This window comes from Cronobacter turicensis, assembly GCF_041222865.1.
GTDB classification, from domain to species: Bacteria; Pseudomonadota; Gammaproteobacteria; order Enterobacterales; family Enterobacteriaceae; genus Cronobacter; species Cronobacter turicensis.
The window spans coordinates 1,717,185-1,743,693 of the sequence record NZ_CP165997.1 but is presented as its reverse complement, the minus strand read 5'-3'; the positions used below and the strand labels follow the sequence as shown (position 1 = coordinate 1,743,693).

Here is a 26,509-nt window from a genome sequence, read left to right as displayed (position 1 = left end):
CAGTGGCTCCCGGCTTTTTTATTTAAGGGAGACGGCATGACGCTGACTGATGGAGTTCTGGTCATTTTTATTATCGCGCTGCTGGGCTGGGCCATGTATGACCAGTGGGGAACCGAGCGTCGCCACGGGAATACCCTGCTGCGCGTACCGCTGCTAAAACGCGGACGCGCCGACAGCCTGATCTTCACTGGCCTGGTCGCCATTCTTATCTGGCAGAACATCGCCTCACACGGCGCGCTGCTCACCACCTGGCTGCTGGGTGCGCTGGCGTTAGTCGCGATTTATCTTTTCTGGCTCAGAGAGCCGCAATTACGCTTTAAACGTGAAGGCTTTTTCTTTGCCGGCGGCTGGGTGAAATATGACCAGATTAAAGCAATGAATTTATCTGAAGACGGCATTCTGGTCATGCAATTAGCAAGGCGCAGATTGCTTATCCGCGTTAAAAATATCGATGATCTGGAGAGCATTTATCAATTTATGATTAACAATCAATAAGTTAAAAAATATAGCACAGGCTATTTTTGCGGGCAAAAAATAACCATGCTTATAGCCCGTGCTATATTTTTATACGCTGCTTTTCTTTAATTCTTAACAAGTCCGTCACGTCCTGCCATTAAGCGAAAACCATTCTCATTTATAACCAAAAGGTTATTCGCTCATTATTGTCTTTGCCGTCTGGAATATGGTAAGGTTGCGCCCGTCATTGGGGAGTAGCCAATTTCCTTAAGGAAATGTACGCGTCAACATACTCGTTGCAAAACGTGGCGCGTACGGACTGAAGCCCTTTCAGTCAGGCGAGACCATAGGCACGCGGCCGCTGTTTACTGGGGGCGGTCGGCGTGTATATGGTGATCCCGGTCAGGACCTCAATATGAATCTTTCCGCAACCCTGCTTCTCGCCTTCGGCATGTCTATGGACGCGTTCGCGGCCTCCATCGGCAAAGGCGCCACGCTCCATAAACCGAAATTTTCCGAAGCGCTCCGTACGGGCCTGATCTTTGGCGTTATCGAAGCGATCACGCCGCTGGTAGGCTGGCTGCTGGGCCTGCTGGCCACGCAGTTTGTCCTCACCTGGAACCACTGGATTGCATTTGTACTGCTGGTATTTCTCGGCGGCCGAATGATTATCGAAGGCGTGCGTGGGTGTGATGAAACGCCTGAAAAAATCCGTCGCCACAGCTTCTGGCTGCTGGTGACCACAGCGTTCGCCACCAGCCTTGACGCGATGGCGGTCGGCGTGGGCCTCGCCTTTCTTCAGGTCGATATTGTGAAAACGGCGCTCGCCATCGGCTGCGCCACGCTGATTATGTCAACGCTCGGCATGATGGTCGGCCGCTTTATCGGCCCGCTGCTTGGCAAACGGGCCGAAATTCTGGGCGGCGTGGTGCTTATCGGTATCGGCTGCCAGATCCTCTGGAGCCACTTCGCGGGCTAATCCTCGCGTCGCCAGACCCGCAGGCAAAAATCCGTTTCACAGCGAAACGCGCTCTGCGCGCGCAGCGTCTCCCACACTTCCGGGCGCGCGCGCCACGCGAATGGCGTCATCTGCAAAAGCGTCGTCGCCTCTTCGCCGTTCAGGCTCATCTCATAACGTAACGCCTGCTCTTCAGCGAGCGTAAAGCCGTGGAGCGACTCCTCATTCGGCGCATGCAGCCGCACCTCATCATAGATAAGCCCTTTAAGCTGGATAAGATGGCGCGGGCCAGGCGTGACGGTCACTACAACGCCACCAGGCTTCACCACGCGCGCCAGCTCTTCGGCTTTGCAGGGCGCGTAGATGCGCACGATGGCATCGAAAAAAGCATCCGGGAACGGCAACCGGTGGCTGGATGCCACGCAAAACGCAATATCGGCGTAACGCTTCGCGGCAAAGCGGATGGCGCTGCGCGACACATCAAGCCCAAAGCTCTGCCCGCCGTGGGCGGCGGTAAGCGCCGCGAAGGCGCTGGTGTAGTACCCTTCGCCACAGCCAAGATCCAGCAGCGTCGCGCCGCTCTGCGGCAGATTCTCAGCCAGCCGTCTTGCGGTATGCTCTCGCAGCGGCGCGTAGTGGCCAGCGTCAAGAAACGCGCGGCGCGCCTGCATCATTTCGGTACTGTCGCCCGGATCCCGCGAGCGCTTATGCTGCACCGGGAGAAGATTCACATACCCTTCCTTTGCGATATCGAACTGATGGTTGCTGGCGCACCGGAAGCTTCTGGCTTGCGCCTGTAATGGCAAATGGCAAAGGGGGCAGATAAAAGACATGACGACTCCGGAACAGCGCAAAACGCGAAGTTTAACGTGATTCGGCGAGCGGGGAAACGCTGATACGCGTCATGAATGAAAAAGCCCCGCCAGTGGGCGGGGCTTTAAAATAGCTGGCCGGTGGAAACAAGGCACCGGGTCAGTTTAAGTGCGATTAGATAGCAACTACGTTAACAGCTGCCGGACCTTTCTGACCGTCCTGAATCTCGAACTCAACGTTCTGGCCTTCAGCCAGAGTTTTGAAGCCATTACCCTGGATTGCAGAGAAGTGTACAAACACATCTTTGCTGCCGTCAGCAGGAGTAATGAAACCAAAACCTTTAGATTCGTTGAACCACTTAACTTGACCTTTAATCTTTGCCATTTCGCAAATTCCTTCAATTGTTTTGTTCGCCCGCAGGCGCTGACTTAGATAAAACAGAGACATTACTGCTTGAGGCACTAAAATAAGGTTCGGCAGAGAAGCGGTATTCAACGACAACGTGTTTACTCAGGACTTCTTTACTGAAAATGCCACACATAAACAGAACTGTACCTCGTTTAACCCAAAACTTGTTATCACATACAACGTAACCAATGGCAAGCCATTTTTATACGCTGCACGATCTGTCGCACAGATTCCTCAACAGATCGCTATGTCACTGACAATAAAGCACAGAACGGGCACGCGAAGCCCTGTAGAGGTTGCCTCGCCGCCCGGTTCTGGCTTACAGCCAGAATGCACTTTTTAACAGTAGCTCAATAACTTCGGTTCGTCCAGGCGACACGGGAAAGCAATCGGGTTATTTTCCGCTCTGTTATTATTTCTGCAAAAGCTTATTCATAAATGTGGTTAAACTTCATTTTAACGAGGCTTTATTACAGCCTGACGGCAGTAAACAATGTACAAATCAAAAAAGCTTGTACAAGCTAATTTCTCTCTGCACCAAAATAATGACATTTTAATGAAAGTTGCCTCAAAAAGAGGCAAGCGGAATAAGACAAAGTGATTAATAAATCATCTTACAGAAGCGACTTTAACCCGCCAGATATATTCTTACTCGGGCTTATTCGTCGCCAGCGATAAATATTGTCCGATACGGCGCGGCGCGAACGTTTCCGCTTTTTCGCCTCGTTCGGCAAGGGCGCTTATCAGCTCGGCAGGCGGCGCATCCAACGATTCATCCGCCAGCTCAAACACGCCCCAGTGGATGGGAATGGCGAGCGGGCGCCCTACATCCTGCCAGAGCCCGACCGCCTGCTGCGGATCCATATGGTGCGGCGCCATAAACCAGCGTGGCGCATAGGCGCCGATGGGAATGGCCGCGCCCGTCAGCGGCCCCAGACGGCGTGGGATTTCCAGCAACTCAGACGTATAACCGCTGTCGCCGCTGAACCAGAAACGCTGCGAAACGCTTTCAATGACCCAACCACACCACAGTGAACGGTTTCGGTCCCACGGGGTGCGCATGCTCCAGTGCTGCGCCGGAACGGCGGTCATGTGCAGGCCACCCCAGGACCGGCTCTCCCACCAGTCGAGTTCAGTAACGTCACGGATGCCACGCTTCACAAACCACCCTTTCAGGCCCAGCGGCACAAAAAACGCCGCGTCAGGAAAGCGTTTCACAAGGCGGCGTACCGTGTTGTTGTCCAGATGATCGTAATGATTGTGTGAAATCAGCACCGCGTCGATACGCGGCAGGCGGGCAAGCTCCAGCGGCAACGGCGTTTTACGGGCGGGGCCGTAAAAGCTCACCGGCGAAGCCCGGCGGGAAAAAAGGGGATCGGTGAGAATATAACGGCCATTGAGACGAATCAGCAGCGTGGCGTGACCGAGCCACCAGACGCCGTCCTCTTCGCCCTCAATAACCGCAGGCTGCCACCACTGCCGGATAAACGCGTCGTACCCGCCACCAGGCGGGTGCGGCAGCCCCTGGGCTTTGCGTTCATCCTGCCAGCGGCGCAAATCGCCGGGCTGATGCCCGACCTCATGCGTGTTGCAAAAGCCGTCAGGGCGGTGATGCGCTTTCGTGGGATCGTACCAGGGATTCTTCCAGACCATGCTAATCACCTCCGGGGCGTTGGCGATTAGCGCTCAGCCACCAGGCGGACGAAACCGTCGTCGTCGTCCTGCGTCGCCGCGGGCGTGGCCGTTGGCGTCTGCGCCTCCGGCTCGTTCGCGTCGCACAGACGACGCAGCAGCGCCGTCTGGCGCTTTTCCTGCTCAAGCAGCGCTTCCAGCAGTTCAACCTGTTGGTTTGCGCGCACGCTTGCACGGTTAATAAAGAACCAGGCCACCAGCGCCACGAGAGCGCCAAAGAGAGAAATCGCCAGGGAGGCGACGTTTAAAGCACCAGAATTTACAATATCGTTCATGCTAACCACCTCAAGGAAACGCGCTATCTTACCACCGCTGCGGCGTAAGGGCATCGCCTGACTGACGCGTTACCAGGGAATGAACTTATTGATGGTGCAAATGCCGCTGAAAAACTGAACGTCCTGATCGCACATCACATTGATAGTCTGCGTCCACAGCAATAAACAGGCCACCAGCACGGCCAGCAAAATAGCCCATCTGAATTTTTTCACTACCTTCTCCGTTACGGCATCTACAGGGCCAAATTATCACGGAAACCTTAAACCAAATATCACTGTAACGTTAAGTCACCTAATACGGAATCCTCTCCTTGCGACGAAGCGGCAGGCGCGGCAGGCTGTACGTCTGAACGTAAACAAACGGAGCCGTTATGCGCTATTTGATTCGTATCGCCGCACTCGTCATCGTGGCCTGGGTTGCGCTGCTTTTCAGCGGTTATGGAGTGTTGATTGGCAGTCATGAGAATGCCGCGGGCTTAGGATTGCAGTGCCGCTATCTGACAGCGAGACAGGTGGTCAACGCGCAGTTCATCCATTCTGACACCGGGATCATCGGCATTACCGCCTGCCCGGTGCTGCGTAAAAGCGAAACCGTCGTGGATAACAGCTAACGCGACGCAATAAGACGCCGCAGACCCGCTGCGGCGCTTTCATCAGAACGGGTAATCGTTATAACCCATCTGTTCGGAGATTTTCCGCGCGGCGGTATGCAGAATTTCCACATACTCGTGCAGACGCTCTTCGGAGAAACGCAGCGTCGGGAAAGAGATACTCAACCCGGCGATCACTACGCCAAAGCGGTCGAATACCGGCACCGCGATGCAACGCAGCCCTTCTTCCTGCTCTTCGTTATCTTCGCCGTAACCGTGTTCACGGACCTGATCCAGCACCGGCAGCAGCGCCTCCGTAGAGACAATTGTGCGATCGGTGCTGCGTTTATACTCGACGCCTTCGAGGATTTGTCGTACCTCGTCGCGATCGCGCCAGGCCAGCAGCACTTTACCGATAGCGGTACTGTAGAGCGGATTGCGGCGACCGATGCGCGAATACATGCGCAGGTTATACATCGAGTCGATTTTATGGATGTAGACAATGCTGTCCTCGTCCAGCGCGCCCAGGTGAATCGTCTCCTTTGTCAGGCGCGACAGTTCACGCATCTGGATATCCGCGCTGCGGATAAGATCGACATTCTGTAGCGCACGGGCGCCAAGCTCAAAGAGCTTGAGCGTCAGAGAATACTTTTCTGACTCTCCTTCCTGAGCGACATAGCCCAGAGATTTCATGGTCTGCAAAAAGCGGTAAACCGTGCTTTTTGACATCATGACGCGCTGCGACAATTCGGTGATACCAATTTCCCGCTCTTCACCCAACGCCTGCAAGATACCAAAGACCTTGAGCACCGAAGAGACGGAGTCAGGCTGTTTATCTAAGTCTGCGATTGCCATTGATCACCTCGATCGCATTTGTTTTATAAAAATCAGAACCGGTTTTTATTATAAATTCCGGGCGACGGCGCCGCAATGTATCTGTGCTCGCGCATGAAAATTCTGCGACATAAAACCTGATTAGCGCTCAGGATATATCTTCAGCGGCGGATCAAGCGCTTAGCTTCTGTCTGACAGACGTAAAAAAACGCGAGAGGCTTCTGACGCCCAAAAAAAAGCGCGCCCTCAGGCGCGCTTTCGACGTTATCGCGTATGCGATTACTTCAGGTATTCACCGCTACGCAGCGCTTCGATACGTTTATCCAGCGGCGGGTGCGTCATGAACAGTTCACTCAGCGATTTCGATTTACCGTTGATGCAAAACGCCATCATGCTGCTCGCTTCCTGCGGCTCGTAGCTGGTTTTCAGGCGCTGGAGCGCTGCAATCATCTTTTCGCGGCCCACCAGTTTCGCGGAGCCGGCGTCAGCGTGGAATTCACGGTAGCGTGAGAACCACATCGTGATAATGCTCGCGAGGATACCAAACACCAGTTCCAGCACGGTCGCAACTGCAAAGTAAATCAGCGGGTTGCCGTTGCTCTCTTCGCCTTCGTCGCGGTTGCCGCCGAGAAAACCTGCCGCCACCTGCGCGATGATACGCGAAATGAAAATCACAAAGGTGTTCACCACGCCCTGAATCAGCGTCATGGTGACCATGTCGCCGTTGGCGATGTGGCTGATTTCATGCGCGATAACCGCTTCCGCTTCATCGCGGCTCATGTTCTGCAACAGGCCGGTACTCACCGCCACCAGCGAGGCGTCGCGACGCGCGCCCGTAGCAAATGCGTTGATATCCGGCGCGTGATAGATAGCCACCTGCGGCATGGCGATGCCAGCCTGGCGCGACTGCTGCGCCACGGTATCCATCAGCCAGCGTTCCGTTTCATTACGCGGCGCTTCGATAACTTCACCACCCACCGATTTCAGCGCCATCCATTTGGACATCAACAGCGAAATAATCGAGCCGCCGAAGCCAAACAGCAGCGCCATGATCAGAAGGCCCGTCACGCTGCTTGACTGGATCCCTGTCAGGCTGAGCACCAGACCGAACACCATCATGACGGCCAGGTTAGTCAACAGGAAAAGCGCAATTCGCATCATAATTTTCTTTTTACCTCGGTTTAACAATACGCAGTATGCGATTACACACATCGTAGGGGCGCGCACGGCGTTTTCAAGCATCAGAGGCTGGCAAGTCTCTAAAAATACGAAACTTTACATTTTGTAGCATTTCGCTGACGGGGCTAAACACGACGCTAAAAAACCGGCGCCTCAGAGGGCGCCGGTTGGGGAGTTTTATTTCTGCGGATCAGCGGGCTGCGCCGTTTTCTCTTTGGTCATCTTCGCCAGGTCAAGGGCGATATGCACCGTTTCATCAAGATACGGATCGGGCTCCTGATAATCCTTCGGCAGATCCTCAAGCTTCGCCAGCGGCGGTTTGCCTGCACGCTTCAGACGATCGTTGATACGCGCCAGTCGGGTTGCGTCATCTTCATGGTTCTCTTTTTCACGCTGGGCAAGGTTAAGCGAAACCATATTGCGCTTATCTTTCATCGCGTTATAACGAGCAATATCCTTGATGATGTACTGGAACTCCGGATCTTTCGCGATACGTTCGTTGTGGTCTTTCAGCAGCTCAGGACCGAGCGGTTTCAGATCGCCGGATTTCTCATACGTAGCCGCATTGATGCTGTCCCACGGCAGTGCGTTATCCTCGAATTTCTCGCCGGTTTCCGTCTCTTCATTGCCGGTTGGCATGATGATATCCGGCGTGACCCCTTTACGCTGGGTACTGCCGCCGTTAACGCGGTAGAATTTCTGGATGGTGTACTGCACGGAACCCAGCGCCGGCCATTCCGGACGCAGCATCTGATCGTAGATGCGGTTCAGCGAACGGTATTGCTGCACGGTGCCCTTGCCGAAGGTCGGTTCGCCGACAATCAACGCGCGGCCGTAATCCTGCATGGCGGCGGCGAAAATCTCAGACGCCGAGGCGCTGAAACGGTCGACCATCACTACCAGCGGACCTTTGTAATACACCACGCCGTCGGTGTCGCGATCTTCACGCACCTTGCCGTTGTTATCACGCACCTGCACCACCGGGCCAGACGGAATAAACAGACCGGAGAGCGAAACCGCTTCCGTCAGCGCACCGCCGCCGTTTGAGCGCAGGTCGATGATCACGCCCGCCACATTCTGCTTCTCAAGCTTCTGGAGCTGCACTTTCACGTCATCGGTTAGGCCGACATAGAAGCCCGGGATATCCAGCACGCCGATTTTTTCTTTACCGACATTTTTCACCGACATCTTCACCGCGCGATCTTCGAGACGAATGCGCTCGCGCGTCAGCGTCACGATGCGGGTCTTGGTGCCTTTACCGGCAGGCAGAACTTCAAGGCGTACTTTACTGCCCTTCGGTCCTTTGATGAGCGCGACGACGTCGTCCAGGCGCCAGCCGATCACATCCTGCATCTGCTGGCCGACCTGGCCTACGCCGACAATGCGATCGCCAACGCTTATCGCCTTGCTTTTCGCGGCCGGGCCGCCCGCGACCATGGAGTTGATGACGGTATAGTCATCGTCCATTTGCAGAACGGCGCCGATGCCCTCAAGCGAGAGACTCATTTCGGTGTTGAACTGCTCGGTGCTGCGCGGCGAGAGATAGTTGGTATGCGGGTCAATCTCATGCGCGAAGGCGGTCATCGCCAGCGAGAACACATCTTCGCTGTTGGTCTGCGCCAGACGGCGGATCGCGAATTTATAACGCTTGGTCAGCGTTTCGCGGATTTCCGCATCGGTTTTACCGGTCAGCTTCAGGCTCAGCTCGTCATATTTGACTTTGCCGTCCCAGAGTTTATTCAACTCCGCTTCGCTGGCAAGCCAGGGCGCCTTGCTGCGATCGATATCAAACGTATCGTTACCGGTAAAATCCATGGGTCTTTCCAGCACTTTCAGCGCGTACTGATAACGTTCAAAACGACGCTGCTGTGCCAGATTGTAGAGATCGTAAAACACATCAAGCTTGCCGCTACGCAGTTCATCGCCAATCTGCCCTTTTTTCTTCGCGAACTGCTCAACATCCCCCGCCAGCAGCACGTTATGGCTGTAGTCGAGGAGGTTGAGGTAACGATCGAAGATTTTGGCGGAGAAGGCTTCGTTAAGATCGAACTGGCGGTAGTGAGAGCGGGTGAACCTTGAGGTCACGCGCTCGCTAACGGTGGCATGCTGCGGCTCTTCTTTCAGAACCGGGATCTGGTCAGGACGGGTAATGTCATCCACGGCCAACGCCTGACCCGCCATCAGCAGCAGGCCGGCGACGGCGGTAAGCTTAAAAAAAGTGTTCATGCCCTGGTTGACCTCCGTTTCAGAACAATAAATGTTCTGCGCGTACAATCATCGACATACCAGAAGTCAGCTGTACACGGACGCCATCTTTGGTAATTTCCTGCACGGTGGCGTCCATCGCGTTGTTGCCTGCTTTGACCTTAATGGCCTGGCCGACGCTAAGCGCCGTAATGTCAGACACCGGAGTATGGCGCTCTTCACGCGCAGGGCGCGATGGTTTGGCGGCGGCAGGTTTAGCGGCGCGAGGTTTGCGCTCGGCGTTTTCCTGGCGACGCGGAGCCGGACGCGGCTTACGTTCACGACGCGCAGCGCCGTTCTCTTCGCCTTCAGCGCCTGCCGCTTCGCGTTTTTTCGCCTGCTGTTCGGCACGCTGCGCCTGAACGCGGGCTTTCGCTTCTTCAAGCTGCTTGCGGGCGTGTTCAACGTGCTGTTCTTCCAGAACGCCGCACGGGTTGCCGTCGAGATCGACGCGCGTGGCACCGGGTTTGATGCCGTAAAGATAGCGCCAGCTCGACGTATAAAGACGTAATGCGGAACGAAGTTGCGTTTTGCTGAGGTTCATTTCGCCCTCAACACGCTCCACCAGATCCTGAAAAATGCCGATCTTCAGAGGACGCGCTTCGCCTTCAGCACTGAAACACTGTGGAAAACGTTCGGCCAGAAAGGCGATAACTTCTTTACTGCTATTCAACTTAGGTTGATTTTCCATGAAATTTCCTGATTACAACGGATGTTGCCAACAAGCCGCAGGCATGAACAGGCGTCATTATAATGACGCCATCCGTAAATGCCACGTTATCCGTTGCTTATCATGCGACTGGCGCAAAGAATTTTTTAAAGTCGGTGGCGGCGATAACGGCTTCAAGCTGTTCTGTCAGGGTACGCAGCCCCTGCTCGTCCTCAGCATCGAAGCGGTTAAAGACGGTGCTGTCGATATCCAGAACGCCGATAATCTGTCCGCCCGCGCGCAGCGGCAGTACGATTTCAGCATTGCTGGAAGCGTCGCAGGCGATATGGCCGTCGAACGCATGCACGTCATCCACGCGCTGCACCTCACCGGTCGCGACCGCTGTACCGCATACGCCGCGGCCGTAAGGGATACGCACACAGGCGATTTTGCCCTGGAACGGGCCGAGCACCAGCGTCTTGTCTTCGAGCAGGTAAAAACCCGCCCAGTTCACGCCCTCAAGGCGTTCGAAGAGCAGCGCGCTGGTATTCGCGAGCGTCGCGAGAAAACTGGTTTCCCCTGCCATAAGGGATTGAAAATCGCGATTGAGTTCCGCGTAAAATTGTGTTTTGTTCATTAATCCGATCGCTTTGTTGTCTTACTTACTCTGCCAGCCTACTAAAATAAGCATTAAATGCGCTCATGCTCAAGATTAATCATTTCATGAGTTACGATAACAGAATCATATAAAAACATGCTTCGCACATGGCACTCAAAACTCAACAGCTTGCTTCTGGCAAAAAACTGAACATTCACGCCATCGGCGAGCCGTTGCCGATGGCACATTATCAGCGTTGTCCGCAATGCGATATCCTTTTTATGCTGCCCGTGGTGAAGTCGAACCAGACTGCGCACTGCCCGCGCTGCGATGCAAAAATTCGCGACGGGCGCGACTGGTCATTAACCCGGCTGGCGGCGATGGCCATCACTATGCTGCTGTTGATGCCCTTCGCGTATAGCGAACCATTGCTGCGCCTGTATCTGCTCGGCACGCGCATCGACGCCAACCTTTTCCAGGGCATCTGGCAGATGACGCGCCAGGGCGATACCATCACCGCCGCAATGGTGCTGTTCTGCTCGGTGGGTGCGCCCGCGACGCTGGTCGCCGCCATCGCCTATCTCTGGTTCGGCAATATTCTCGGCATGAATCTGCGCCCGGTGCTGCTGATGCTGGAGCGATTGCGGGAATGGGTGATGCTGGATATCTATCTGGTCGGTATCGGCGTTGCGTCCATTAAAGTTCGCGAATACGCCTGGCTTGAGCCGGGCATCGGGCTGCTCGCGTTTGTGGCGCTGGTGGTGTTGAGCGTGCTGACGCTGATTCATCTGAATGTTGAAGAGCTCTGGGAGCGATTTTATCCCCAGCGCCCCGCCACGCGCTATCATGAGGATCTCCGCGTCTGTCTCGGCTGCCATTATACCGGCGTGCCGGATAACCGCGGGCGCTGCTCGCGCTGTCATATTCCGCTGCGCCGCCGTCGCCGTCAGAGTTTGCAGAAATGCTGGGCGGCGCTGATTGCCTCGATGGTCTTTCTGCTGCCCGCCAACCTGCTGCCTATCTCCATTATCTATATCAACGGCTCGCGCCAGGAAGATACGATCATGTCGGGTATCATCTCGCTGGCGCAGAGCAATATTCTGGTGGCAGGCGTAGTATTCGTCGCCAGTATTCTGGTGCCGTTCACCAAAGTGCTGGTGCTGCTGACGCTTTTAGTAAGCATTCATTTTAAATGTCAGCAGGGGTTGCGCGCGCGCGTGCTGATGTTACGCCTGGTGGCCTGGATTGGCCGCTGGTCGATGCTCGATCTGTTTGTGATTTCTCTTACGATGTCGCTGGTCAACCGTGATCAGCTGTTGTCGTTTGTCATGGGGCCGGCGGCGTTTTATTTCGGCGCGTCGGTGATTTTGACTATTCTTGCTGTTGAATGGCTGGACAGCCGCTTACTTTGGGACGCACATGAGTCAGGAAACGCCCGCTTCACAGACTGAAGCGCGAATTAAAACAAAACGTCGCATCTCCCCGTTCTGGATCCTGCCCGTTATCGCGTTGATGATAGCGTGCTGGCTTATCTGGACCACCTACGAGGAGCGAGGCACCACCGTGACTATCGACTTTATGTCCGCCGACGGCATCGTGGCCGGGCGCACGCCGGTGCGCTATCAGGGCGTCGAAGTCGGCACCGTACAGGATATTCGCCTGAGCGAAGATCTGAATAAAATCGAAGTCACGGTCAGTATCAAGAACGACATGAAAGACGCGCTGCGCGACCAGACGCAGTTCTGGCTGGTGACGCCCAAAGCGTCGCTGGCGGGCGTGTCCGGGCTGGATGCGCTGGTAGGCGGTAACTATATCGGCATGATGCCGGGCGAAGGCGAGCCGCGCGACCACTTCCGGGCGCTCGATACCCAGCCGAAATACCGTCTGAATACCGGCGAGCTGATGATCCATCTGCACGCGCCGGACCTCGGCTCGCTCAACAGCGGCTCGCTGGTTTATTACCGTAAAATCCCGGTCGGCCGGGTGTATGACTACTCGATTAACACCGATAAACAGGGCGTCACTATCGACGTTATCATTGAGCGGCGCTTTACCAATCTGGTGAAAAAAGGCAGTCGCTTCTGGAACGTCTCCGGCGTGAAAACCAACATCGGGCTTAGCGGCGCCAAAGTGGAGCTGGAGAGCCTGGCGGCGCTGGTCAACGGGGCAATCGCCTTTGACTCGCCTGCGGATTCCGCTCATGCCGATCAGAACGACACCTTCGGGCTGTATGAAGATCTCGCCCACAGCCAGCGCGGCGTGCTGGTGAAGCTCGATCTGCCTGGCGGTCAGGGTCTGAAAGAGAACGCCACCCCGCTGATGTATCAGGGGCTTGAAGTAGGCACGCTCACCAAACTCAATCTCAACCCTGGCGGCGCCGTTACCGGCGAACTGACGGTCGATCCGAGCGTAGTGAATCTGCTGCGCGACGGCACGCGCATTGAGATGCACAGCCCCAAAATTTCGCTGAGTAATCCGGAAATCAGCACGCTGCTGACGGGCAGTACGCTGGAGCTGGTGCCGGGCGAAGGCCAGCCGCGTAATCATTTTGTCGTTCTGCCGGATGACAAAACGCCGCTGCAAAAGCCGGGCGTGCTGACGCTGACGCTGAACGCGCCGGAAAGTTACGGCATCGACGCCGGCCAGCCGGTGATCCTGCACGGCATTCAGATAGGCCAGGTGCTGGAGCGCTCGCTGACGGCCAAAGGCGTCAGCTTCGCGGTGGCGATTGATCCGCAGTACCGCGAGTTGCTCAAAGGCGACAGTAAATTTGTGGTTAACAGCCGCGTGGATGTGAAAGTCGGTCTCGATGGCGTGGAGTTTCTCGGCGCCAGCGCCAGCGAATGGCTGAGCGGCGGTATTCGCGTGCTGCCGGGCGCTAAAGGCGAGATGAAAAACGACTATCCGCTCTACGCGAATCTGGAAAAAGCGGTCGAAAACAGTTTAAGCGACATGCCAACCACGACGCTGACGCTGACCGCCGAAAGCCTGCCGGACGTCCAGGCCGGGTCGGTGGTGTTGTACCGTAAATTCGAGGTGGGCGAAGTCATTACCGTGCGCCCGCGCACCAACGCCTTTGATATCGAAGTGCATATCAAACCGGAGTACCGCAAGCTGCTCACGCCGAACAGCGTCTTCTGGGCCGAAGGCGGCGCGAAAGTGCAGCTCAACGGCAGCGGATTGACGGTACAGGCCTCGCCGCTCTCCCGCGCGCTCAAAGGCGCCATCAGCTTTGATAATCTCAACGGCGCCAGCGCAGGTCTTGGCGAAAAAGACAAGCGCACGCTCTACCCGTCGGAAACCGCCGCCCGCGCGGTGGGCAGTCAGATAACGCTGCACGCGTTTGATGCCGGGAAGATCGCGCCGGACATGCCGATTCGCTATCTTGGTATTAACATCGGCCAGATTGAATCGCTGAAGCTCCTCACCGATCGCAACGAAGTGCAGGCGACGGCGGTGCTCTACCCCGAATATGTAAATACCTTCGCGCGCGCCGGCACGCGGTTCTCGGTCGTCACGCCGCAGATCTCCGCCGCGGGCGTCGAGAATCTCGACACCATCCTGCAACCCTACATCAACGTTGAGCCAGGCCGCGGGCCGGGCCGCCGTAGTTTTGAACTGCAGGAAGCAACGATAACCGATTCCCGCTACCTCGACGGCCTGAGCATTACCGTGGAAGCGCCGGAAGCCGGTTCGCTGAATATCGGCACGCCGGTGTTGTTCCGCGGCATCGAAGTGGGCACGGTGACCGGGATGTCGCTTGGCAGCATGTCCGATCGCGTGATGGTGGCGATGCGCATCAGCAAGCGCTATCAGCACCTCGTGCGCGAGAACTCGGTGTTCTGGCTCGCCTCCGGCTACAGCCTGAACTTCGGGCTGGTGGGCGGCGTGGTGAAAACCGGCACGTTTAACCAGTTCATTCGCGGCGGCATCGCGTTCGCCACCCCGCCCGAAACGCCGCTCGCGCCGAAAGCGCAGGCCGGTAAGCACTTCCTGCTGCAGGATGGCGAGCCGAAAGAGTGGCGTCAGTGGGGCACTGCCCTTCCCCGTTAACGCCCGCGCCCCGGTGTCACGCCGGGGCGTTTGTGTTACACTTCGCGCCCTCTTTTTCTGCCCGCTGAGGTGTCCCGTGGCGCAATCCGGTTCTGTCTGCCTTCCTGAAGCTTTCCTTGATGTTATGCGTGACGCGATGCCCGCCGGGCTTGCGATGGACGATTTCATCGCCGCCTGCCAGCGCCCGTTGCGTCGCAGCATCCGCGTCAACACCCTGAAAATCAGTGTTGAGGCGTTTCTTGCGCAGGTCGCGCCTTATGGCTGGCAGTTAACGCCAGTGCCGTGGTGCCCGGAAGGCTTCTGGATCGAACGCGAGGACGAGGACGCGCTGCCGCTCGGCAGCACCGCCGAGCACTTAAGCGGCCAGTTTTATATTCAGGAAGCAAGCTCCATGCTGCCGGTGGCGGCGCTGTTCGCCGACAACAACGCGCCCGCGCGGGTGATGGATGTGGCGGCGGCCCCCGGCTCAAAAACCACGCAGATCGCCGCGCTGATGCAAAACCAGGGCTTTATTCTCGCCAACGAATACTCCGCCAGCCGGGTTAAAGTCCTGCACGCGAATATCAGCCGCTGCGGTATTCGCAATGTCGGGTTGACCCATTTTGACGGCCGCGTTTTCGGCGCCGCGCTGCCGGAACAGTTCGACGCCATTCTGCTGGACGCGCCCTGCTCCGGCGAAGGCGTTGTCAGAAAAGATCCGGATGCGCTGCGCAACTGGTCGCCGCAAAGCAATCAGGAAATCGCCGCCACCCAGCGCGAGCTTATCGACAGCGCGTTCCATGCGCTCGCCCCCGGCGGCACGCTGGTCTACTCCACCTGCACGCTAAACCGCGAAGAGAACCAGGAGACGGTGCGCTGGTTGCTGGCGCGCTACCCGCAGGCCGTGGAAGTGCTCTCGCTTGAAGCGCTCTTCCCGGGCGCCGACGCGGCGCTGACCGAAGAAGGCTTTCTGCATGTCTTCCCGCAGATTTACGACTGCGAAGGTTTTTTTGTCGCACGACTGCGTAAAACCGCGGGCGTCGAGCCGCTGCCCGCGCCGACCTACAAAGTGGGCGCCTTCCCCTTCGCGCCGATGAAAACCCGTGAGGCGCAGGCGGTCATCACTGCGGCCAGCAAAGTCGGGCTCGCCTGGGACGAGACGCTGGCCCTGTGGCAGCGCGATAAAGAGATCTGGCTTTTCCCGCAGGCGTTTACGCCGTTCATTGGCAAGGTGCGCTTTTCCCGCACTGGCATTCGACTGGCTGAGGTCCATAATAAAGGGTACCGCTGGCAGCATGAAGCCGTAGTGGCGCTGGCCGGAAGCGATAACCCACTGGCCTTTGAGCTGACCGCCGAAGAGGCTCAGGAGTGGTATCGCGGGCGCGATGTCTGGCCACAGACGGCGCCGGATACCGATGACGTGATTGTCACTTTCCAGCATCAGCCGCTGGGGCTTGCCAAAAAAGTGGGCAGCCGACTGAAGAACAGTTATCCACGCGAGCTGGTGCGCGACGGCGTCTTGTTCGGCGCGCCGCTGTAAGGCGCGCAAAAAATCACCAACGCATTTTTGGCATTTCTTGCGCTTTGGACTACGCTTAACGGTGGGGCCTGACTGGTCATACCACCTGTGTACTGTCTGAGGGAGAACGTTATGTCAAAAACCAGCGTAAAAATCGGCACTTTCGAGATAGATGATGCAGAGCTGCACGGCAACGCGCCTGGCGAGCGCAAACTGAGCATTCCCTGTAAATCGGATCCGGATCTCTGCATGCAGCTTGATGCCTGGGACGCCGAAACCAGTATTCCTGCCGTCCTGAACGGCGAACACTCTGTGCTATACCGCGAACATTACGATCAACAAGCTGATGCCTGGATCATGCGCCTTGCCTGATTCAAAAAGAACCCGTCGCTGAAGGCGGGTTATTTATTTACGCCCTCTGATTCAGAACCTTCGGTTTTCCCTTCGCCCTCGCTTCTCCTACACTTATACCAAACGTTGTCACTCAGAGGACGCCATGTTCGCTCTGGTTTTATTTGTTTGTTATCTGGATGGCGGTTGCGATGACATCGTCGTGGATGTGTTCAATACGGAACAGCAGTGTCTGAAAGCGATGGATGAGCAACGGATGCGCCATGGAGGCTGCTATCCGGTTGAAGATTTTATTGATGGCTTCTGGCGCCCGGCGCGGGAGTACAGCGATTTCTGATCACTGCACGCGAATCAGCGTCAGTGGATTGCCGAAGACCGCGCCGGTATCAATATAATGCAGATTCCCGCCGATAAGCGGTTCGCGCAGCGGCGTGTGACCAAAATAGAACGCGTCCGCGCCCTGGATATCCTCTTCTTCCCCCGCCAATACCCGGTTTATTCTCGTCCGGCTCCAGACCACGGCGTGTTCATCAAGCGCCTGCTCCCATACATAGCGCGACGCCGGATAATCGGCGTGCGCCACTACGATTAACCTGTCGTGACTTTGCAGCTCAATGACCAGCGGCAGTTCGCGCGCTTTAGCGAGCTGCGCCTGAGCCTCCTGCTTCGCCACGTCAGAGAGCCCGAAATACCAGTTGCCGCCGTTGATCGCCCACAGCGCGTTATCGCCAGTGTCGAGCGCCTCCAGCGCCATCGCCTCGTGATTGCCGCGCACCGCAAAAAACCAGCGTTTACCGATAAGCCGCAGACAGCCCAGGCTGTCGGGGCCGCGATCGATTACATCGCCGACCGAAATCAGCGCATCGACGCGCGGGTCAAAACGTTCGCGCCTGAGCGTGCTGACCAGCGCCTGCAAACAACCGTGCAGATCGCCCACGATATATATGTGCCGCCACGCCGCGCCGTCGATTCGCTGATACATCGCCTGCTCCTCTGGTTATCAGGCAAGTATAGCGCTGCGCGCCATGCCGTATGGCACTTTACCCGGCGATACTCTCGCTGGCGTGTTGTCCTTGCGCCCATCGCACCAACCAAAAGTATGTTGTAACTAATGACCACACGTAAAATAGCCGTTGTCTCATTAATTCGTGGCAGGACGCTTACCCGGCTACGGATGTTCTATGCTTAAGAAAAGCAACGTCGGGAGGTGTCCTGTGAACATTTTTACTCACGAAGCTATCGTCAGTTTTATCGGATGCGTGGTGGCGGCGATTTTTATGCTCTGGCTGTTTAGCCGCAAGCACGATAAATAGCCCTGCACGCGTCAGGCCGGTTTACCACAGCCCCATAACGGATGAGGCGCCGGCCAGTTCACGCAGCGCGTCGAGTGTCAGAAGCAGGCCAAAAACATAGATAAACGGATTCATCGGGATTAACTCCTTGTTTTCCTTCTTCCACTATACTTCATCCCTTAGCCTGCTACCGGTTCGCTCTCACAAATCCACCAGATTTGGTGGGCAAAAATCCTTCAGTCTGCAACCCGCGCCAGATGAAACCGCGCCTCGTACCGCTGGCGTGCCTGTGCCGCCGTGATGGTTTTAACGGTGGCGATAAAAAAGCCTGGACGACGATACCGCAGCCTGTGTTATGGTTGAGGCAGGAAGGTAAAGCGGAAGTTATGGATGAACGCGCGACCCTTCCCCTGGACAAAAAAAGACCGAATACGATTCCTGTATTCGGTCCAGGGAAATGGCTCTTGGGAGAGAGCCGTGCGCTAAAAGTTGGCATTAATGCAGGCTCAGTCGCCTTGCCTTTTAAGAATAGATGACGACACCAGCTTTTCCAGTCTGCGACCAAACTCGCAGCAAAAAGCGGTAAGAACGTCATAAAAAAGAAAAACCGCAACGCGCCTTGCTGCGCTGTTGCGGTTTTTTTATGCGTGGCAGGAAATTAGCAGAGTTTCTGCGCGCGCTCGATAAACGGCGCCAGGCTCATCTTCTGCCCCGGATGCGCCGGATCGTCAATCTGAATGACTGAAATCGGCTGGCCGGTTACTTTCCCCTGCGCCAGCTGTTTTTCAGCGATGTCGTTCAGCGGATACTGCATCAGCGTGCTGGGATTGATAGCAAACAGCGCATCGCCCGGACGGCACGCGAGCATCACCTCCTCACGGTTGAACGCCCATTTGTCTTTGCCTATCTCATAGCGGCTGACCGTAATAATCTGCGGCGCGGCGAGAGCCATGCCGGAACAAGAGAGCATCAGCAGCGCAAGCAGCGATTTCTTCATTTATTTCTCACCCGTTAAAAAGGTTCCCAGGTGGCGAACAGGCTGACGCTTAGCAGCACCAGCGCACCGAGCGCCACCTCCAGTTTTGTCATCAGGATAAACCGGCGCTGCGCCGTCGCCTGACGTGAAAATTTCGGCACCAGAACATAGCGGTTAATCAGCGCGATGGCCACCATGACCGCCACCAGCGCGATTTTAAATGCCAGCATCCGGACATAGCCGCTCTCAAAGGGCCAGACCATGCCGAGGATCAGTATGCCGTTAATGATGCCTGTCGCGATAACTCCCGCCACCGCTACGTGCCCGTAGCGTGAAAAACGCATCATGGCGGTGATGGCGTCCGCGCGCCACGGCGCGTCTTTCGCAACGCGCATCAGGATCAGGAGCGGCACGAGACCGCCGAACCACCAGGCGGCACACAGCACATGCAGCGCATAACAGAGCCGCTGGAGCGCGCCGGTTAGCCCCTCGTACATCGCGCCATGCCCGACGCCCGCAAGCAACACAAGCTGCACGCAAAATAAGATAAGCAGCAGTCCACTGCGCCGCGCCGCCAGCCAGACGCACGGCAGCGTCACGAGCGCCAGCAGGATTTGCCACAGCCACACCGCGCCAAAGCGCGTCGATAACATCGCCTGCCAGATAGCCGGGCGCAGACTGTCCGCCGCGCCGTCGCCCATCAGTCCCGCCTGAACCGCGAAAATCGCTACGGCGCTGATAACCGTCGCCAGCGCAGCACTGCGCCAGCGCGCGCGCAGGCGCTGCGCGAGATGTCGTCCGAGCGCGTCAGGCGCCAGCCACGCGCAGAACAGCGCCCCGCCCGCGCCGAGCATCAGCGCGGCGACATGGACGAAACGCAGCGCGACATAAACGCTTTCCAGCACGACGTTACTTCACGCTAAACCGGTAGCTGCCTTTGGTTTTATGACCGTCCACCGACACCACGTGCCACTGCACCTGGTACTCGCCGCTCGCGAGCGGCGCGGCAAGCGGCGCTACCAGCTGTTTATCATCATTCGGCGCGCGTTTGACCGCGCCGGTATCCGTTTTTTTGCCATCCGGGCCTGTCAGCGTCACGCCGCTGAACGCAGGCTCGATGCCTTCGGAAAAGGTTAAGGTCAGCGCCTCGGGCGATGCGTCAACCGTCGCGTTGGCGGCGGGCTGTTGCGTTTTAAGGTGCGCATGCGCCAGTACGGCGGGCGTGGTCATGACGGCGGCGACAAGCGCCAGCGCACGGCAAAAACGTGCGGCAAAAGGTGCCATATTATTCATTCCTTTTTATTATAAATCAGTCGCAAGAATACCCTCGCGTCAATGGCAAGTCGAGCCGGGAAGGCACATCCCGCCACATAAGGCTTGTCATCCGGCGCGCGGCGCAGTACCTTCACGGCGATTAAGAGGAGCACACCATGAACCAGAACCTTGCCCTACTTCCGCAGGAAGAGATGGATAAAGTGAACGTCGATCTGGCGGCTTCCGGCGTGGCGTTTAAAGAGCGCTACAATATGCCGGTCATCGCCGAAGCCGTAGAGCGCGAACAGCCTGAGCATTTGCGCGACTGGTTTCGCGAGCGTCTTATCGCGCATCGCCTGGCGTCGGTGAATCTCTCCCGCCTGCCCTACGAACCTAAAATGAAATAACGGCTTTCTGCCTCGCCCGCGGTCATCACTGATGACGGCGGGCGTCTGTTTTCCCTTCCGGCGGAGCGCATATGCTACGGATTATTGATACCGAAACCTGCGGACTGCAGGGCGGCGTTGTCGAAGTGGCGTCGGTGGACATCATCGACGGCGCGATAGTCAACCCGATGAGCGATCTGGTGCGCCCGGACCGCCCTATCAGCCATCAGGCGATGGCGATACATAAGATTACCGAGGCGATGGTCGCGGATAAGCCGTATATCGAAGACGTTATCCCGCGTTACCACGGCAGCCCGTGGTATGTGGCGCATAACGCCAGCTTTGATCGTAAAGTCCTGCCCGAAATGCCGGGCGAATGGATATGCACCGTCAAGCTGGCGCGCCGCCTGTGGCCAGGCATTCGCTACAGCAATATGGGGCTGTATAAATCCCTCAAGCTACAGGTTGAAACGCCTGCGGGCCTGCATCATCACCGCGCGCTGTTTGACTGCTACATTACGGCGGCGCTGCTGCTGGAGATCATGAAAGTCTCCGGCTGGACGCCGGAAGAGATGGTCAATATTACCGGGCGTCCGCAGCTTATCGCCACGCTGCCGTTTGGCAAATACCGCGGCGAGCCGGTGGCCGACATCGCCGGGCGCGATCCAGGGTATCTGCGCTGGATGCTGAATAACGTCAAACAGCTTAACCCGGATTTGCGTCTGACGTTAAAGCACTACCTCGATAACGATTAATCCGCGAGCGGGTCCGGCGGCAGCGTGCCCTGGGCCAGCCCAATCAGAAACGCGTACTCCATCGCCACGCCCTCGTAAGATTTAAATCGCCCCGATTTCCCGCCGTGCCCGGAATCCATATCGGTACACAGCAGCAGCAGATTGTCATCGGTTTTCAGTTCGCGCAGCTTCGCCACCCATTTTGCCGGCTCCCAGTACTGCACCTGCGAATCATGCAGGCCGGTCGTCACCAGCAGATGCGGATAGCGCTGCGCGCTCACGCAGTCATAAGGGCTGTAACTCTTCATGTAGAAGTAATATTCCTTATCCGCCGGATTGCCCCACTCTTCAAATTCACCGGTGGTAAGCGGAATGGATTCGTCGAGCATAGTGGTGACGACATCCACAAACGGCACCTGCGCAATCACGCCGCGAAACAGCGTCGGGCGCTCGTTAATCGCCGTGCCCATCAGCATACCGCCCGCGCTACCGCCCATGCCGAAGAGATAATCCGGGTCGCCATAGCGCTGCGCCAGCAGCGCGTCGCACACGTCCAGGTAGTCGTTAAAGGTATTTTTCTTCTTCAGGAATTTCCCTTCTTCATACCACTGCTGGCCGAGCTCGCCGCCGCCGCGCACATGGGCGATAGCGTAGACGAAGCCGCGATCCAGCAGGCTCAACCGGCTGGCGCTGAAATCGGCGTCGATACAAGTGCCGTAAGAGCCGTAGCCGTAGACCAGCAGCGGGTTTTTCCCTTCCCGGAAATGGCCTTTGTGCCAGACGAGCGACACTGGCACCTCGACGCCGTCGCGCGCGGTGATCCAGAGGTGTTCGCTCTGGTAGTTGGCGGCGTCAAACCCCGCCACTTCGGTCTGTTTCAGTACGCGGCGCTCGCCGGTTTCCATGTTCAGCTCAAAGAGCGTGTCCGGCATGGTCATCGATGAGTAACCATAACGCAGCTTGCAGGTTTCCGGCTCCGGGTTATAGGCAACCCAGGTGACATACGCCGGATCGTCAAAGGCAATGCCTGTTGATTCATGCGTTTTGCGGTTGATTTGCCGCAGGCTGGTGAGGCCGCGCTGGCGCTCTTCCACGACCAGCCAGTCGGCAAACAGCGTAAAGCCCTCCAGCATCACGTGCTCGCGCGCCGGGATTATCTCTTCCCAGCGAGCTTCATCGCGCACGCGGCTGCGGTACAGCCCGAAGTTTTTCCCGGCGCGGTTAGAACGGATGTAAAACATATGCTGGAAGTGATCGACGCTGTATTCGTGATCTTTACGACGCGGCAGGAAGCTTAGCGGCGGCGCGTCCGGGAGATCGGCGTTCACCAGCAACACCTCTGTCGTGGTGGCGCTGCCGAGGAAAATCAGAATGAAATTCTGCGACGTAGTTTTATAGAGGCTGACGTAAAACGTCTCGTCTTTCTCTTCATAGACCAGTTCATCCTGATCGGCGGCGGTATCGAGGGTATGACGCCAGATCTGGTACGGCAGCAGCGTTACCGGATGTTTACGCACGTAATAGAGCGTGCGCGAGTCGTTGGCCCAGACAAAGCTCGCCGAAACATTTTCCAGCACCTCCGGGTACCACTGCCCGGTGTCCAGATTACGAAAGCGCAGCCCATACTGTCGGCGCGAAAGAAAATCTTCCGCCACCGCCATCACGGTGTTATCCGGCGCGATATCCATACCGCCGAGCGTATAAAATTCGCTGCGGGCGGCGCGCTTATTGCCATCCAGCAGAACGTCCCACTCTTCCCACTCGCTGTGTATCACCGACTGACGCTGATAAATCGCGTATTCGCAGCCGGTTTCGTAAATCTGCCGGTAGCGATAGCCGTTTTTGACGTAAGGCGCCGAGACGTCACGCGGCGGAATACGGCTGACCATTTCAGAGAGCAACCGCTCTTCCAGCGCGCTTTGCGTGGACATCACGCGTCGCCCGTAGTCGTTTTCCTGATGCAGGTAATCCAGCACGTCCGGCTGCGCGCGCGTGTCGTCCCGCAGCCAGTAGTAGTTGTCGATGCGGGTGTCGCCATGCTGTGTAATGGCGTAGGGGATCTGTTTCGCTTTCGGTGGCATGTCGCTGTTCTTTTTGTTTAACACACTGTAAGGGTGGCAAAACCCACGCGCGTTGCAAGCGAAACATGCCTGTTTATGGCATTATCTGCTTATCCCGGCAGCGCTTTTTTCTCCTGCTGGATGTCGCGTTCAATCTCGTCACGCACGTCCTGCGGGATTTTCAGAGCGTCGCCGAGCGCCTGCAGATAGCTGCGCTCCATGAAGTGGTCGATATCGATTGCCGCACAGCTCAGGAAGTAAAGCTCCAGCGCCTCTTCTTCGTTTTTCACGTCGGCGGCAAGACGCATCGGATCGAGCGGCTGATTAATCGCCTGCTCCACCAGTACGCGCCCCTGCGCTTCAATACCGGCTTCACGCAGCTGACGTTCAATGGCTGCGCGCTCGCTGTCATCAATGTGCCCGTCGCTTTTAGCGGCGAACACCAGCGCCAGCACAAGACGCTCTGCGCGGCGATCCAGCGGCGTGTGCTGCTGGCCGTACTGCGGCTCATCCTGATGCGCGGCGCGAATTCTGTCTTTGTATTTGTTCCACAGCACCGTCCCGGCAACGGCACCGCCGCCCACCAGCAATGCGCCGCCGCCATATTTCGCGAGCAGTTTGCGCGATGATTTGCTGGCCACCAATAAGCCCGCGAGACCGCCGAGCGCGCCGGGGGTGATCAGATTACTGAGTCCTTTGGAGCGCAATGCATCCTGAATGCCGGACTTACCGGATGCAGCTGCGCCGCTTTGCCCCAGCATTGACTGAAGCTGTGTTAACCAGTTGCTCATTATGTTCCTCTGCGCTGATGAGTGATAACCCAAGCGTAAGCGAGCGGACGTCAAGATGTGTCGGGGAACCGCAAGGAAGGGAAAAGACGCGGCCCCGGTAAGGGCCGCAGAGGATCAGTGCTGATAGTGCGCCTGGCCCGCGGCGCAGTCGACCATCACCTGGTAGTGAATATCGGTGTTTTTACCGCGCACGGTCAGCGGCACTTTCCATTTATCGTTTTTGCCCACGATCTCTTTGCTGTTGATCCAGGCGACCGGATCGGCCTGCCCCAGCGTTTTCTGATCGTCAGCCCATTTCACAATACGGTTTTGCAGATAGTCGCGCTTGACGCTCGCCGCGATACCTTCCGCCGTCATGCCTTCGCATTTCGGGAAATGCACCTGGCGCGGGTCATCCGCGTGCGCAGCGCTTGCGGCGGTGAGTAATGCAAAAGAAATCAGGGCTCCTGCGATTTTTTTCATCGTGCTTCTCCGAAGACGGGTGATGAAAAAAGTCTGGTACAAAAACAGCGAAGCGCAAGGGAACCCTACAAAATGAGGGGGTAAAACTGAGGGGGGAACGTGAGAGTAGGCAGCGGACAGCGGACTATGTAACCGTAGTCCCACCCAAAACACCCGCTAACGTGAAAATGGTACTCACGTTGAGCAAACGCGAAAGATCAGCCGCAAGAACCCGACGCGCGAGAAACCGCGCCGCTGGCGCTATAATGCCGCCAGCGGCACAGGGAGAAGACGATCAGGCCGCTTTGGTGCGTTTACGCGCGCTGTGCAGCGCGACAGCGCCCTCTTCACCTTCAGCCGACGCTTCCGGGGCAGCTTCTGCCGCGCCGTCAGTGTGCTCGCTGGTTTCCTGCGGCAGACGACCGGTGCGCACGATAGTGCTGAGGTTGTCTTTCTGCTCGGCCATCCACAGCGCCAGCTGCTCGACCTGACCTTCCGCGAAACCGACAGGCGCCTGTCCCAGCCAGCCTTCCAGGGCTTCGGCTAAGTCCAGCATTTTGTCCCAGGCGTCGGCTTCCTTCTTACTGGCAAATGACATTTTTTCCACACCCTCACGGATAACGACGTATTTAATTTCTACCGCCATGATGCAACTCCCGTTACTGTATTTATATACAGTATAAACCTGCGCGAACCGAAATGCAAACCGTCTGCGATGCGCAAAGCAAACGTTTTCGTATATACTGCCGCCAGAATTTCACACAGCAGGAATACCGCTATGGCTATGTTAGGTACCGCACTGCGCCCGTCAGCAACCCGCGTGATGCTGCTTGGCTCAGGAGAACTCGGAAAAGAAGTGGCGCTTGAATGCCAGCGTCTGGGCATTGAGGTGATCGCCGTTGATCGCTACGCCGATGCGCCCGCCATGCAGGTGGCGCACCGCAGTCACGTTATCAATATGCTCGACGGCGCAGCGCTGAAAAAACTGGTAGCGCAGGAGATGCCGGACTTTATCGTGCCGGAAATCGAAGCTATCGCCACCGACGCGCTCGTTGAGCTTGAACAGCAGGGCCAGCGCGTGGTGCCTGGCGCCCGCGCCGCCCGTCTGACCATGAACCGTGAAGGCATCCGTCGCCTCGCCGCCGAAGAGCTTGGCCTGCCGACCTCAACTTATCGCTTCGCCGAAAACGAAGCGGAATTTCGCGAGGCGGTGGCGGAAATCGGCCTGCCGTGCATCGTCAAACCGGTCATGAGTTCCTCCGGCAAGGGCCAGAGCGTTGTTCGTAGCAGCGATGCGCTGGACGGTGCCTGGCAGTATGCGCAGCAGGGCGGACGCGCCGGCGCGGGGAAAGTCATCGTCGAAGGCGTAGTGCAGTTTGATTTTGAAATCACGCTACTCACCATCAGCGCCGTGGACGGCGTGCATTTCTGCGCGCCTATCGGTCATCGCCAGGAAGACGGCGATTACCGCGAATCCTGGCAGCCCCAACAGATGAGCGAGGCGGCGCTGGCGCGCGCCCAGGAGATTGCGCAGAAGGTGGTGCAGGCGCTCGGCGGTTACGGCCTGTTCGGCGTCGAGCTGTTTGTCTGCGGCGACGAGGTGATATTCAGTGAAGTATCGCCACGGCCGCACGATACCGGGATGGTGACGCTTATCTCTCAGGATCTCTCAGAGTTCGCGCTGCACGTGCGCGCGTTTCTCGGTCTGCCGGTCGGCGGTATTCGCCAGTACGGCCCGGCCGCCTCGGCGGTGATCCTGCCGACGCTGAAAAGTGATGACGTGAAGTTTGGCGAGCTCTCCGGGGCATTGGGCGCCGGTCTGCAACTGCGCCTCTTCGGCAAGCCGGAAATCGACGGTTCACGCCGTCTGGGCGTGGCGCTCGCCACCGGCGAGACGGTTGATGACGCCATCGCGCGCGCGAAGGCCTCCGCCGCCGCCGTGATCGTAAAAGGCTAAAAAAAACGCGCCGCCCGTGA

Annotated in this window: 30 protein-coding genes, 1 pseudogene and 1 riboswitch; of the genes and pseudogenes, 11 read left to right on the top strand and 20 right to left on the bottom strand. The window is 57.2% G+C overall.

Annotated features, from left to right (window positions below; translation table 11 throughout):
* Positions 1-36: 36 nt before the first annotated feature.
* Both AB8W27_RS08395 and mntP read left to right on the top strand, forming a co-directional pair.
* The gene (locus AB8W27_RS08395) at positions 37-495 is read left to right on the top strand and encodes a DUF986 family protein (RefSeq protein ID WP_015741586.1); all 459 of its coding nucleotides are present in this window, start codon (positions 37-39) and stop codon (positions 493-495) included.
* Between the two features lie 198 nt (positions 496-693).
* A riboswitch (yybP-ykoY riboswitch) is annotated at positions 694-865 on the top strand.
* Between the two features lie 6 nt (positions 866-871).
* Positions 872-1,435, top strand: a complete 564-nt coding sequence (mntP, locus tag AB8W27_RS08390) for a manganese efflux pump MntP (RefSeq protein WP_007762297.1) — start codon at positions 872-874, stop codon at positions 1,433-1,435.
* On the opposite strand, the gene rlmA is transcribed toward mntP, so the two are convergent.
* From rlmA to mgrB, 6 genes and pseudogenes are all read right to left on the bottom strand, one after another.
* Positions 1,432-2,247: a 23S rRNA (guanine(745)-N(1))-methyltransferase gene (gene rlmA, locus AB8W27_RS08385; protein WP_041923660.1), complete on the bottom strand. Its 816-nt coding sequence runs from the start codon at positions 2,245-2,247 to the stop codon at positions 1,432-1,434. The genes mntP and rlmA overlap by 4 nt on opposite strands.
* Before the next feature lie 154 nt (positions 2,248-2,401).
* Positions 2,402-2,611 (bottom strand): transcription antiterminator/RNA stability regulator CspE, encoded by a 210-nt coding sequence (cspE, locus tag AB8W27_RS08380; protein WP_004386688.1) that lies wholly within the window; start codon positions 2,609-2,611, stop codon positions 2,402-2,404.
* A 15-nt stretch (positions 2,612-2,626) separates the two neighbouring features.
* Positions 2,627-2,768, bottom strand: a pseudogene (locus AB8W27_RS08375) (DUF2627 domain-containing protein); the annotation flags it as partial.
* Positions 2,769-3,283: 515 nt separating this feature from the next.
* Entirely contained in the window at positions 3,284-4,288 is a 1,005-nt protein-coding gene (locus AB8W27_RS08370) for an MBL fold metallo-hydrolase (RefSeq protein ID WP_015741590.1), read from the bottom strand.
* A gap of 26 nt (positions 4,289-4,314) precedes the next feature.
* The gene (locus AB8W27_RS08365) at positions 4,315-4,602 is read right to left on the bottom strand and encodes a YebO family protein (protein WP_015741591.1); all 288 of its coding nucleotides are present in this window, start codon (positions 4,600-4,602) and stop codon (positions 4,315-4,317) included.
* A 69-nt stretch (positions 4,603-4,671) separates the two neighbouring features.
* Complete coding sequence (mgrB, locus tag AB8W27_RS08360) at positions 4,672-4,815, bottom strand: PhoP/PhoQ regulator MgrB (RefSeq protein ID WP_007698804.1); 144 nt, start codon at positions 4,813-4,815, stop codon at positions 4,672-4,674.
* A 158-nt stretch (positions 4,816-4,973) separates the two neighbouring features.
* On the opposite strand from mgrB, the gene AB8W27_RS08355 reads away from it, so the two are divergent.
* On the top strand, positions 4,974-5,213 hold the full coding sequence (locus AB8W27_RS08355) for a YobH family protein (protein ID WP_015741592.1): 240 nt from the start codon (positions 4,974-4,976) through the stop codon (positions 5,211-5,213).
* A gap of 42 nt (positions 5,214-5,255) precedes the next feature.
* Here the strand turns inward: AB8W27_RS08355 and kdgR are convergent, their stop codons facing one another.
* The 5 genes from kdgR to AB8W27_RS08330 all read right to left on the bottom strand — a co-directional run bounded on the left by kdgR (position 5,256) and on the right by AB8W27_RS08330 (position 10,735).
* Entirely contained in the window at positions 5,256-6,047 is a 792-nt protein-coding gene (kdgR, locus tag AB8W27_RS08350) for a DNA-binding transcriptional regulator KdgR (protein ID WP_007762313.1), read from the bottom strand.
* 258 nt (positions 6,048-6,305) lie between these two features.
* Positions 6,306-7,187 (bottom strand): protease HtpX, encoded by an 882-nt coding sequence (htpX, locus tag AB8W27_RS08345; RefSeq protein ID WP_007762316.1) that lies wholly within the window; start codon positions 7,185-7,187, stop codon positions 6,306-6,308.
* Positions 7,188-7,382: 195 nt separating this feature from the next.
* A complete protein-coding gene (prc, locus tag AB8W27_RS08340) occupies positions 7,383-9,431 on the bottom strand; it encodes a carboxy terminal-processing peptidase (protein WP_041923661.1) in 2,049 nt (682 codons plus the stop codon).
* Between the two features lie 19 nt (positions 9,432-9,450).
* Positions 9,451-10,140, bottom strand: a complete 690-nt coding sequence (proQ, locus tag AB8W27_RS08335; RefSeq protein WP_007762325.1) for an RNA chaperone ProQ — start codon at positions 10,138-10,140, stop codon at positions 9,451-9,453.
* Between the two features lie 100 nt (positions 10,141-10,240).
* Positions 10,241-10,735, bottom strand: coding sequence for a GAF domain-containing protein (locus AB8W27_RS08330; protein ID WP_041923662.1), 495 nt, complete (start codon positions 10,733-10,735; stop codon positions 10,241-10,243).
* Between the two features lie 128 nt (positions 10,736-10,863).
* Here AB8W27_RS08330 and yebS point away from each other — a divergent pair, with 128 nt between their 5' ends.
* The 5 genes from yebS (at position 10,864) to AB8W27_RS08305 (ending at position 16,935) form a co-directional block, all read left to right on the top strand.
* Entirely contained in the window at positions 10,864-12,147 is a 1,284-nt protein-coding gene (gene yebS, locus AB8W27_RS08325) for a membrane integrity lipid transport subunit YebS (RefSeq protein WP_041923663.1), read from the top strand.
* Positions 12,116-14,749, top strand: coding sequence for a PqiB family protein (locus AB8W27_RS08320; protein WP_041923664.1), 2,634 nt, complete (start codon positions 12,116-12,118; stop codon positions 14,747-14,749). Before yebS ends, AB8W27_RS08320 begins: the two co-directional genes overlap by 32 nt.
* A 124-nt stretch (positions 14,750-14,873) precedes the next feature.
* Entirely contained in the window at positions 14,874-16,268 is a 1,395-nt protein-coding gene (gene rsmF, locus AB8W27_RS08315) for a 16S rRNA (cytosine(1407)-C(5))-methyltransferase RsmF (RefSeq protein ID WP_049787152.1), read from the top strand.
* Positions 16,269-16,379: 111 nt separating this feature from the next.
* Positions 16,380-16,619 (top strand): YebV family protein, encoded by a 240-nt coding sequence (locus AB8W27_RS08310; protein WP_007698851.1) that lies wholly within the window; start codon positions 16,380-16,382, stop codon positions 16,617-16,619.
* 124 nt (positions 16,620-16,743) lie between these two features.
* Positions 16,744-16,935, top strand: a complete 192-nt coding sequence (locus AB8W27_RS08305) for a YebW family protein (protein WP_007762340.1) — start codon at positions 16,744-16,746, stop codon at positions 16,933-16,935.
* On the opposite strand, the gene AB8W27_RS08300 is transcribed toward AB8W27_RS08305, so the two are convergent.
* The 5 genes from AB8W27_RS08300 to yobA all read right to left on the bottom strand — a co-directional run bounded on the left by AB8W27_RS08300 (position 16,936) and on the right by yobA (position 20,150).
* Positions 16,936-17,580: a metallophosphoesterase gene (locus AB8W27_RS08300; RefSeq protein ID WP_015741599.1), complete on the bottom strand. Its 645-nt coding sequence runs from the start codon at positions 17,578-17,580 to the stop codon at positions 16,936-16,938.
* Between the two features lie 352 nt (positions 17,581-17,932).
* Positions 17,933-18,025, bottom strand: a complete 93-nt coding sequence (locus AB8W27_RS08295) for a hypothetical protein (protein WP_004386672.1) — start codon at positions 18,023-18,025, stop codon at positions 17,933-17,935.
* Positions 18,026-18,548: 523 nt separating this feature from the next.
* Entirely contained in the window at positions 18,549-18,887 is a 339-nt protein-coding gene (locus tag AB8W27_RS08290; protein ID WP_007698868.1) for a YebY family protein, read from the bottom strand.
* A 14-nt stretch (positions 18,888-18,901) separates the two neighbouring features.
* Complete coding sequence (gene copD / locus AB8W27_RS08285; protein ID WP_041923665.1) at positions 18,902-19,771, bottom strand: copper homeostasis membrane protein CopD; 870 nt, start codon at positions 19,769-19,771, stop codon at positions 18,902-18,904.
* A 4-nt stretch (positions 19,772-19,775) separates the two neighbouring features.
* Entirely contained in the window at positions 19,776-20,150 is a 375-nt protein-coding gene (gene yobA / locus AB8W27_RS08280) for a CopC domain-containing protein YobA (RefSeq protein WP_015741601.1), read from the bottom strand.
* A 146-nt stretch (positions 20,151-20,296) separates the two neighbouring features.
* On the opposite strand from yobA, the gene AB8W27_RS08275 reads away from it, so the two are divergent.
* Together AB8W27_RS08275 and exoX are read left to right on the top strand one after the other, a co-directional pair.
* Positions 20,297-20,527 (top strand): DNA polymerase III subunit theta, encoded by a 231-nt coding sequence (locus AB8W27_RS08275; RefSeq protein ID WP_007698883.1) that lies wholly within the window; start codon positions 20,297-20,299, stop codon positions 20,525-20,527.
* Positions 20,528-20,598: 71 nt separating this feature from the next.
* Positions 20,599-21,261 carry an exodeoxyribonuclease X gene (gene exoX, locus AB8W27_RS08270; RefSeq protein WP_007762355.1) on the top strand — a complete coding sequence of 221 codons (663 nt, stop codon included), beginning with the start codon at positions 20,599-20,601 and terminating at the stop codon, positions 21,259-21,261.
* Here exoX and ptrB read toward each other — a convergent pair.
* The 4 genes from ptrB to AB8W27_RS08250 form a co-directional block, all read right to left on the bottom strand.
* Entirely contained in the window at positions 21,258-23,321 is a 2,064-nt protein-coding gene (gene ptrB / locus AB8W27_RS08265) for an oligopeptidase B (RefSeq protein WP_041923666.1), read from the bottom strand. The two genes, exoX and ptrB, sit on opposite strands and share 4 nt — an antisense overlap.
* Positions 23,322-23,410: 89 nt before the next feature.
* Positions 23,411-24,091, bottom strand: a complete 681-nt coding sequence (locus AB8W27_RS08260; protein ID WP_041923667.1) for a tellurite resistance TerB family protein — start codon at positions 24,089-24,091, stop codon at positions 23,411-23,413.
* 114 nt (positions 24,092-24,205) lie between these two features.
* Positions 24,206-24,553, bottom strand: a complete 348-nt coding sequence (gene yebF, locus AB8W27_RS08255) for a protein YebF (protein WP_007762360.1) — start codon at positions 24,551-24,553, stop codon at positions 24,206-24,208.
* Between the two features lie 274 nt (positions 24,554-24,827).
* Positions 24,828-25,178 carry a YebG family protein gene (locus AB8W27_RS08250; protein WP_041923668.1) on the bottom strand — a complete coding sequence of 117 codons (351 nt, stop codon included), beginning with the start codon at positions 25,176-25,178 and terminating at the stop codon, positions 24,828-24,830.
* 132 nt (positions 25,179-25,310) lie between these two features.
* On the opposite strand from AB8W27_RS08250, the gene purT reads away from it, so the two are divergent.
* A complete protein-coding gene (purT, locus tag AB8W27_RS08245; protein ID WP_041923669.1) occupies positions 25,311-26,489 on the top strand; it encodes a formate-dependent phosphoribosylglycinamide formyltransferase in 1,179 nt (392 codons plus the stop codon).
* Positions 26,490-26,509: the final 20 nt, after the last annotated feature.

What these genes read in the sequence shown, in the direction of transcription:
- AB8W27_RS08370 (WP_015741590.1), bottom strand. Translation starts at nt 4,288, where the DNA reads ATGGTCTGGAAGAATCCCTGGTACGATCCCACGAAAGCGCATCACCGC.
- cspE (WP_004386688.1), bottom strand. Translation starts at nt 2,611, where the DNA reads ATGGCAAAGATTAAAGGTCAAGTTAAGTGGTTCAACGAATCTAAAGGT.
- kdgR (WP_007762313.1), bottom strand. Translation starts at nt 6,047, where the DNA reads ATGGCAATCGCAGACTTAGATAAACAGCCTGACTCCGTCTCTTCGGTG.
- AB8W27_RS08300 (WP_015741599.1), bottom strand. Translation starts at nt 17,580, where the DNA reads ATGTATCAGCGAATCGACGGCGCGGCGTGGCGGCACATATATATCGTG.
- AB8W27_RS08250 (WP_041923668.1), bottom strand. Translation starts at nt 25,178, where the DNA reads ATGGCGGTAGAAATTAAATACGTCGTTATCCGTGAGGGTGTGGAAAAA.
- AB8W27_RS08365 (WP_015741591.1), bottom strand. Translation starts at nt 4,602, where the DNA reads ATGAACGATATTGTAAATTCTGGTGCTTTAAACGTCGCCTCCCTGGCG.
- AB8W27_RS08395 (WP_015741586.1), top strand. Translation starts at nt 37, where the DNA reads ATGACGCTGACTGATGGAGTTCTGGTCATTTTTATTATCGCGCTGCTG.
- AB8W27_RS08320 (WP_041923664.1), top strand. Translation starts at nt 12,116, where the DNA reads ATGAGTCAGGAAACGCCCGCTTCACAGACTGAAGCGCGAATTAAAACA.
- yebF (WP_007762360.1), bottom strand. Translation starts at nt 24,553, where the DNA reads ATGAAAAAAATCGCAGGAGCCCTGATTTCTTTTGCATTACTCACCGCC.
- yebS (WP_041923663.1), top strand. Translation starts at nt 10,864, where the DNA reads ATGGCACTCAAAACTCAACAGCTTGCTTCTGGCAAAAAACTGAACATT.
- htpX (WP_007762316.1), bottom strand. Translation starts at nt 7,187, where the DNA reads ATGATGCGAATTGCGCTTTTCCTGTTGACTAACCTGGCCGTCATGATG.
- AB8W27_RS08260 (WP_041923667.1), bottom strand. Translation starts at nt 24,091, where the DNA reads ATGAGCAACTGGTTAACACAGCTTCAGTCAATGCTGGGGCAAAGCGGC.
- AB8W27_RS08275 (WP_007698883.1), top strand. Translation starts at nt 20,297, where the DNA reads ATGAACCAGAACCTTGCCCTACTTCCGCAGGAAGAGATGGATAAAGTG.
- rlmA (WP_041923660.1), bottom strand. Translation starts at nt 2,247, where the DNA reads ATGTCTTTTATCTGCCCCCTTTGCCATTTGCCATTACAGGCGCAAGCC.
- AB8W27_RS08305 (WP_007762340.1), top strand. Translation starts at nt 16,744, where the DNA reads ATGTTCGCTCTGGTTTTATTTGTTTGTTATCTGGATGGCGGTTGCGAT.
- yobA (WP_015741601.1), bottom strand. Translation starts at nt 20,150, where the DNA reads ATGGCACCTTTTGCCGCACGTTTTTGCCGTGCGCTGGCGCTTGTCGCC.
- AB8W27_RS08355 (WP_015741592.1), top strand. Translation starts at nt 4,974, where the DNA reads ATGCGCTATTTGATTCGTATCGCCGCACTCGTCATCGTGGCCTGGGTT.
- purT (WP_041923669.1), top strand. Translation starts at nt 25,311, where the DNA reads ATGGCTATGTTAGGTACCGCACTGCGCCCGTCAGCAACCCGCGTGATG.
- ptrB (WP_041923666.1), bottom strand. Translation starts at nt 23,321, where the DNA reads ATGCCACCGAAAGCGAAACAGATCCCCTACGCCATTACACAGCATGGC.
- prc (WP_041923661.1), bottom strand. Translation starts at nt 9,431, where the DNA reads ATGAACACTTTTTTTAAGCTTACCGCCGTCGCCGGCCTGCTGCTGATG.
- mntP (WP_007762297.1), top strand. Translation starts at nt 872, where the DNA reads ATGAATCTTTCCGCAACCCTGCTTCTCGCCTTCGGCATGTCTATGGAC.
- AB8W27_RS08310 (WP_007698851.1), top strand. Translation starts at nt 16,380, where the DNA reads ATGTCAAAAACCAGCGTAAAAATCGGCACTTTCGAGATAGATGATGCA.
- proQ (WP_007762325.1), bottom strand. Translation starts at nt 10,140, where the DNA reads ATGGAAAATCAACCTAAGTTGAATAGCAGTAAAGAAGTTATCGCCTTT.
- AB8W27_RS08330 (WP_041923662.1), bottom strand. Translation starts at nt 10,735, where the DNA reads ATGAACAAAACACAATTTTACGCGGAACTCAATCGCGATTTTCAATCC.
- exoX (WP_007762355.1), top strand. Translation starts at nt 20,599, where the DNA reads ATGCTACGGATTATTGATACCGAAACCTGCGGACTGCAGGGCGGCGTT.
- rsmF (WP_049787152.1), top strand. Translation starts at nt 14,874, where the DNA reads ATGCGTGACGCGATGCCCGCCGGGCTTGCGATGGACGATTTCATCGCC.
- AB8W27_RS08295 (WP_004386672.1), bottom strand. Translation starts at nt 18,025, where the DNA reads ATGAATCCGTTTATCTATGTTTTTGGCCTGCTTCTGACACTCGACGCG.
- AB8W27_RS08290 (WP_007698868.1), bottom strand. Translation starts at nt 18,887, where the DNA reads ATGAAGAAATCGCTGCTTGCGCTGCTGATGCTCTCTTGTTCCGGCATG.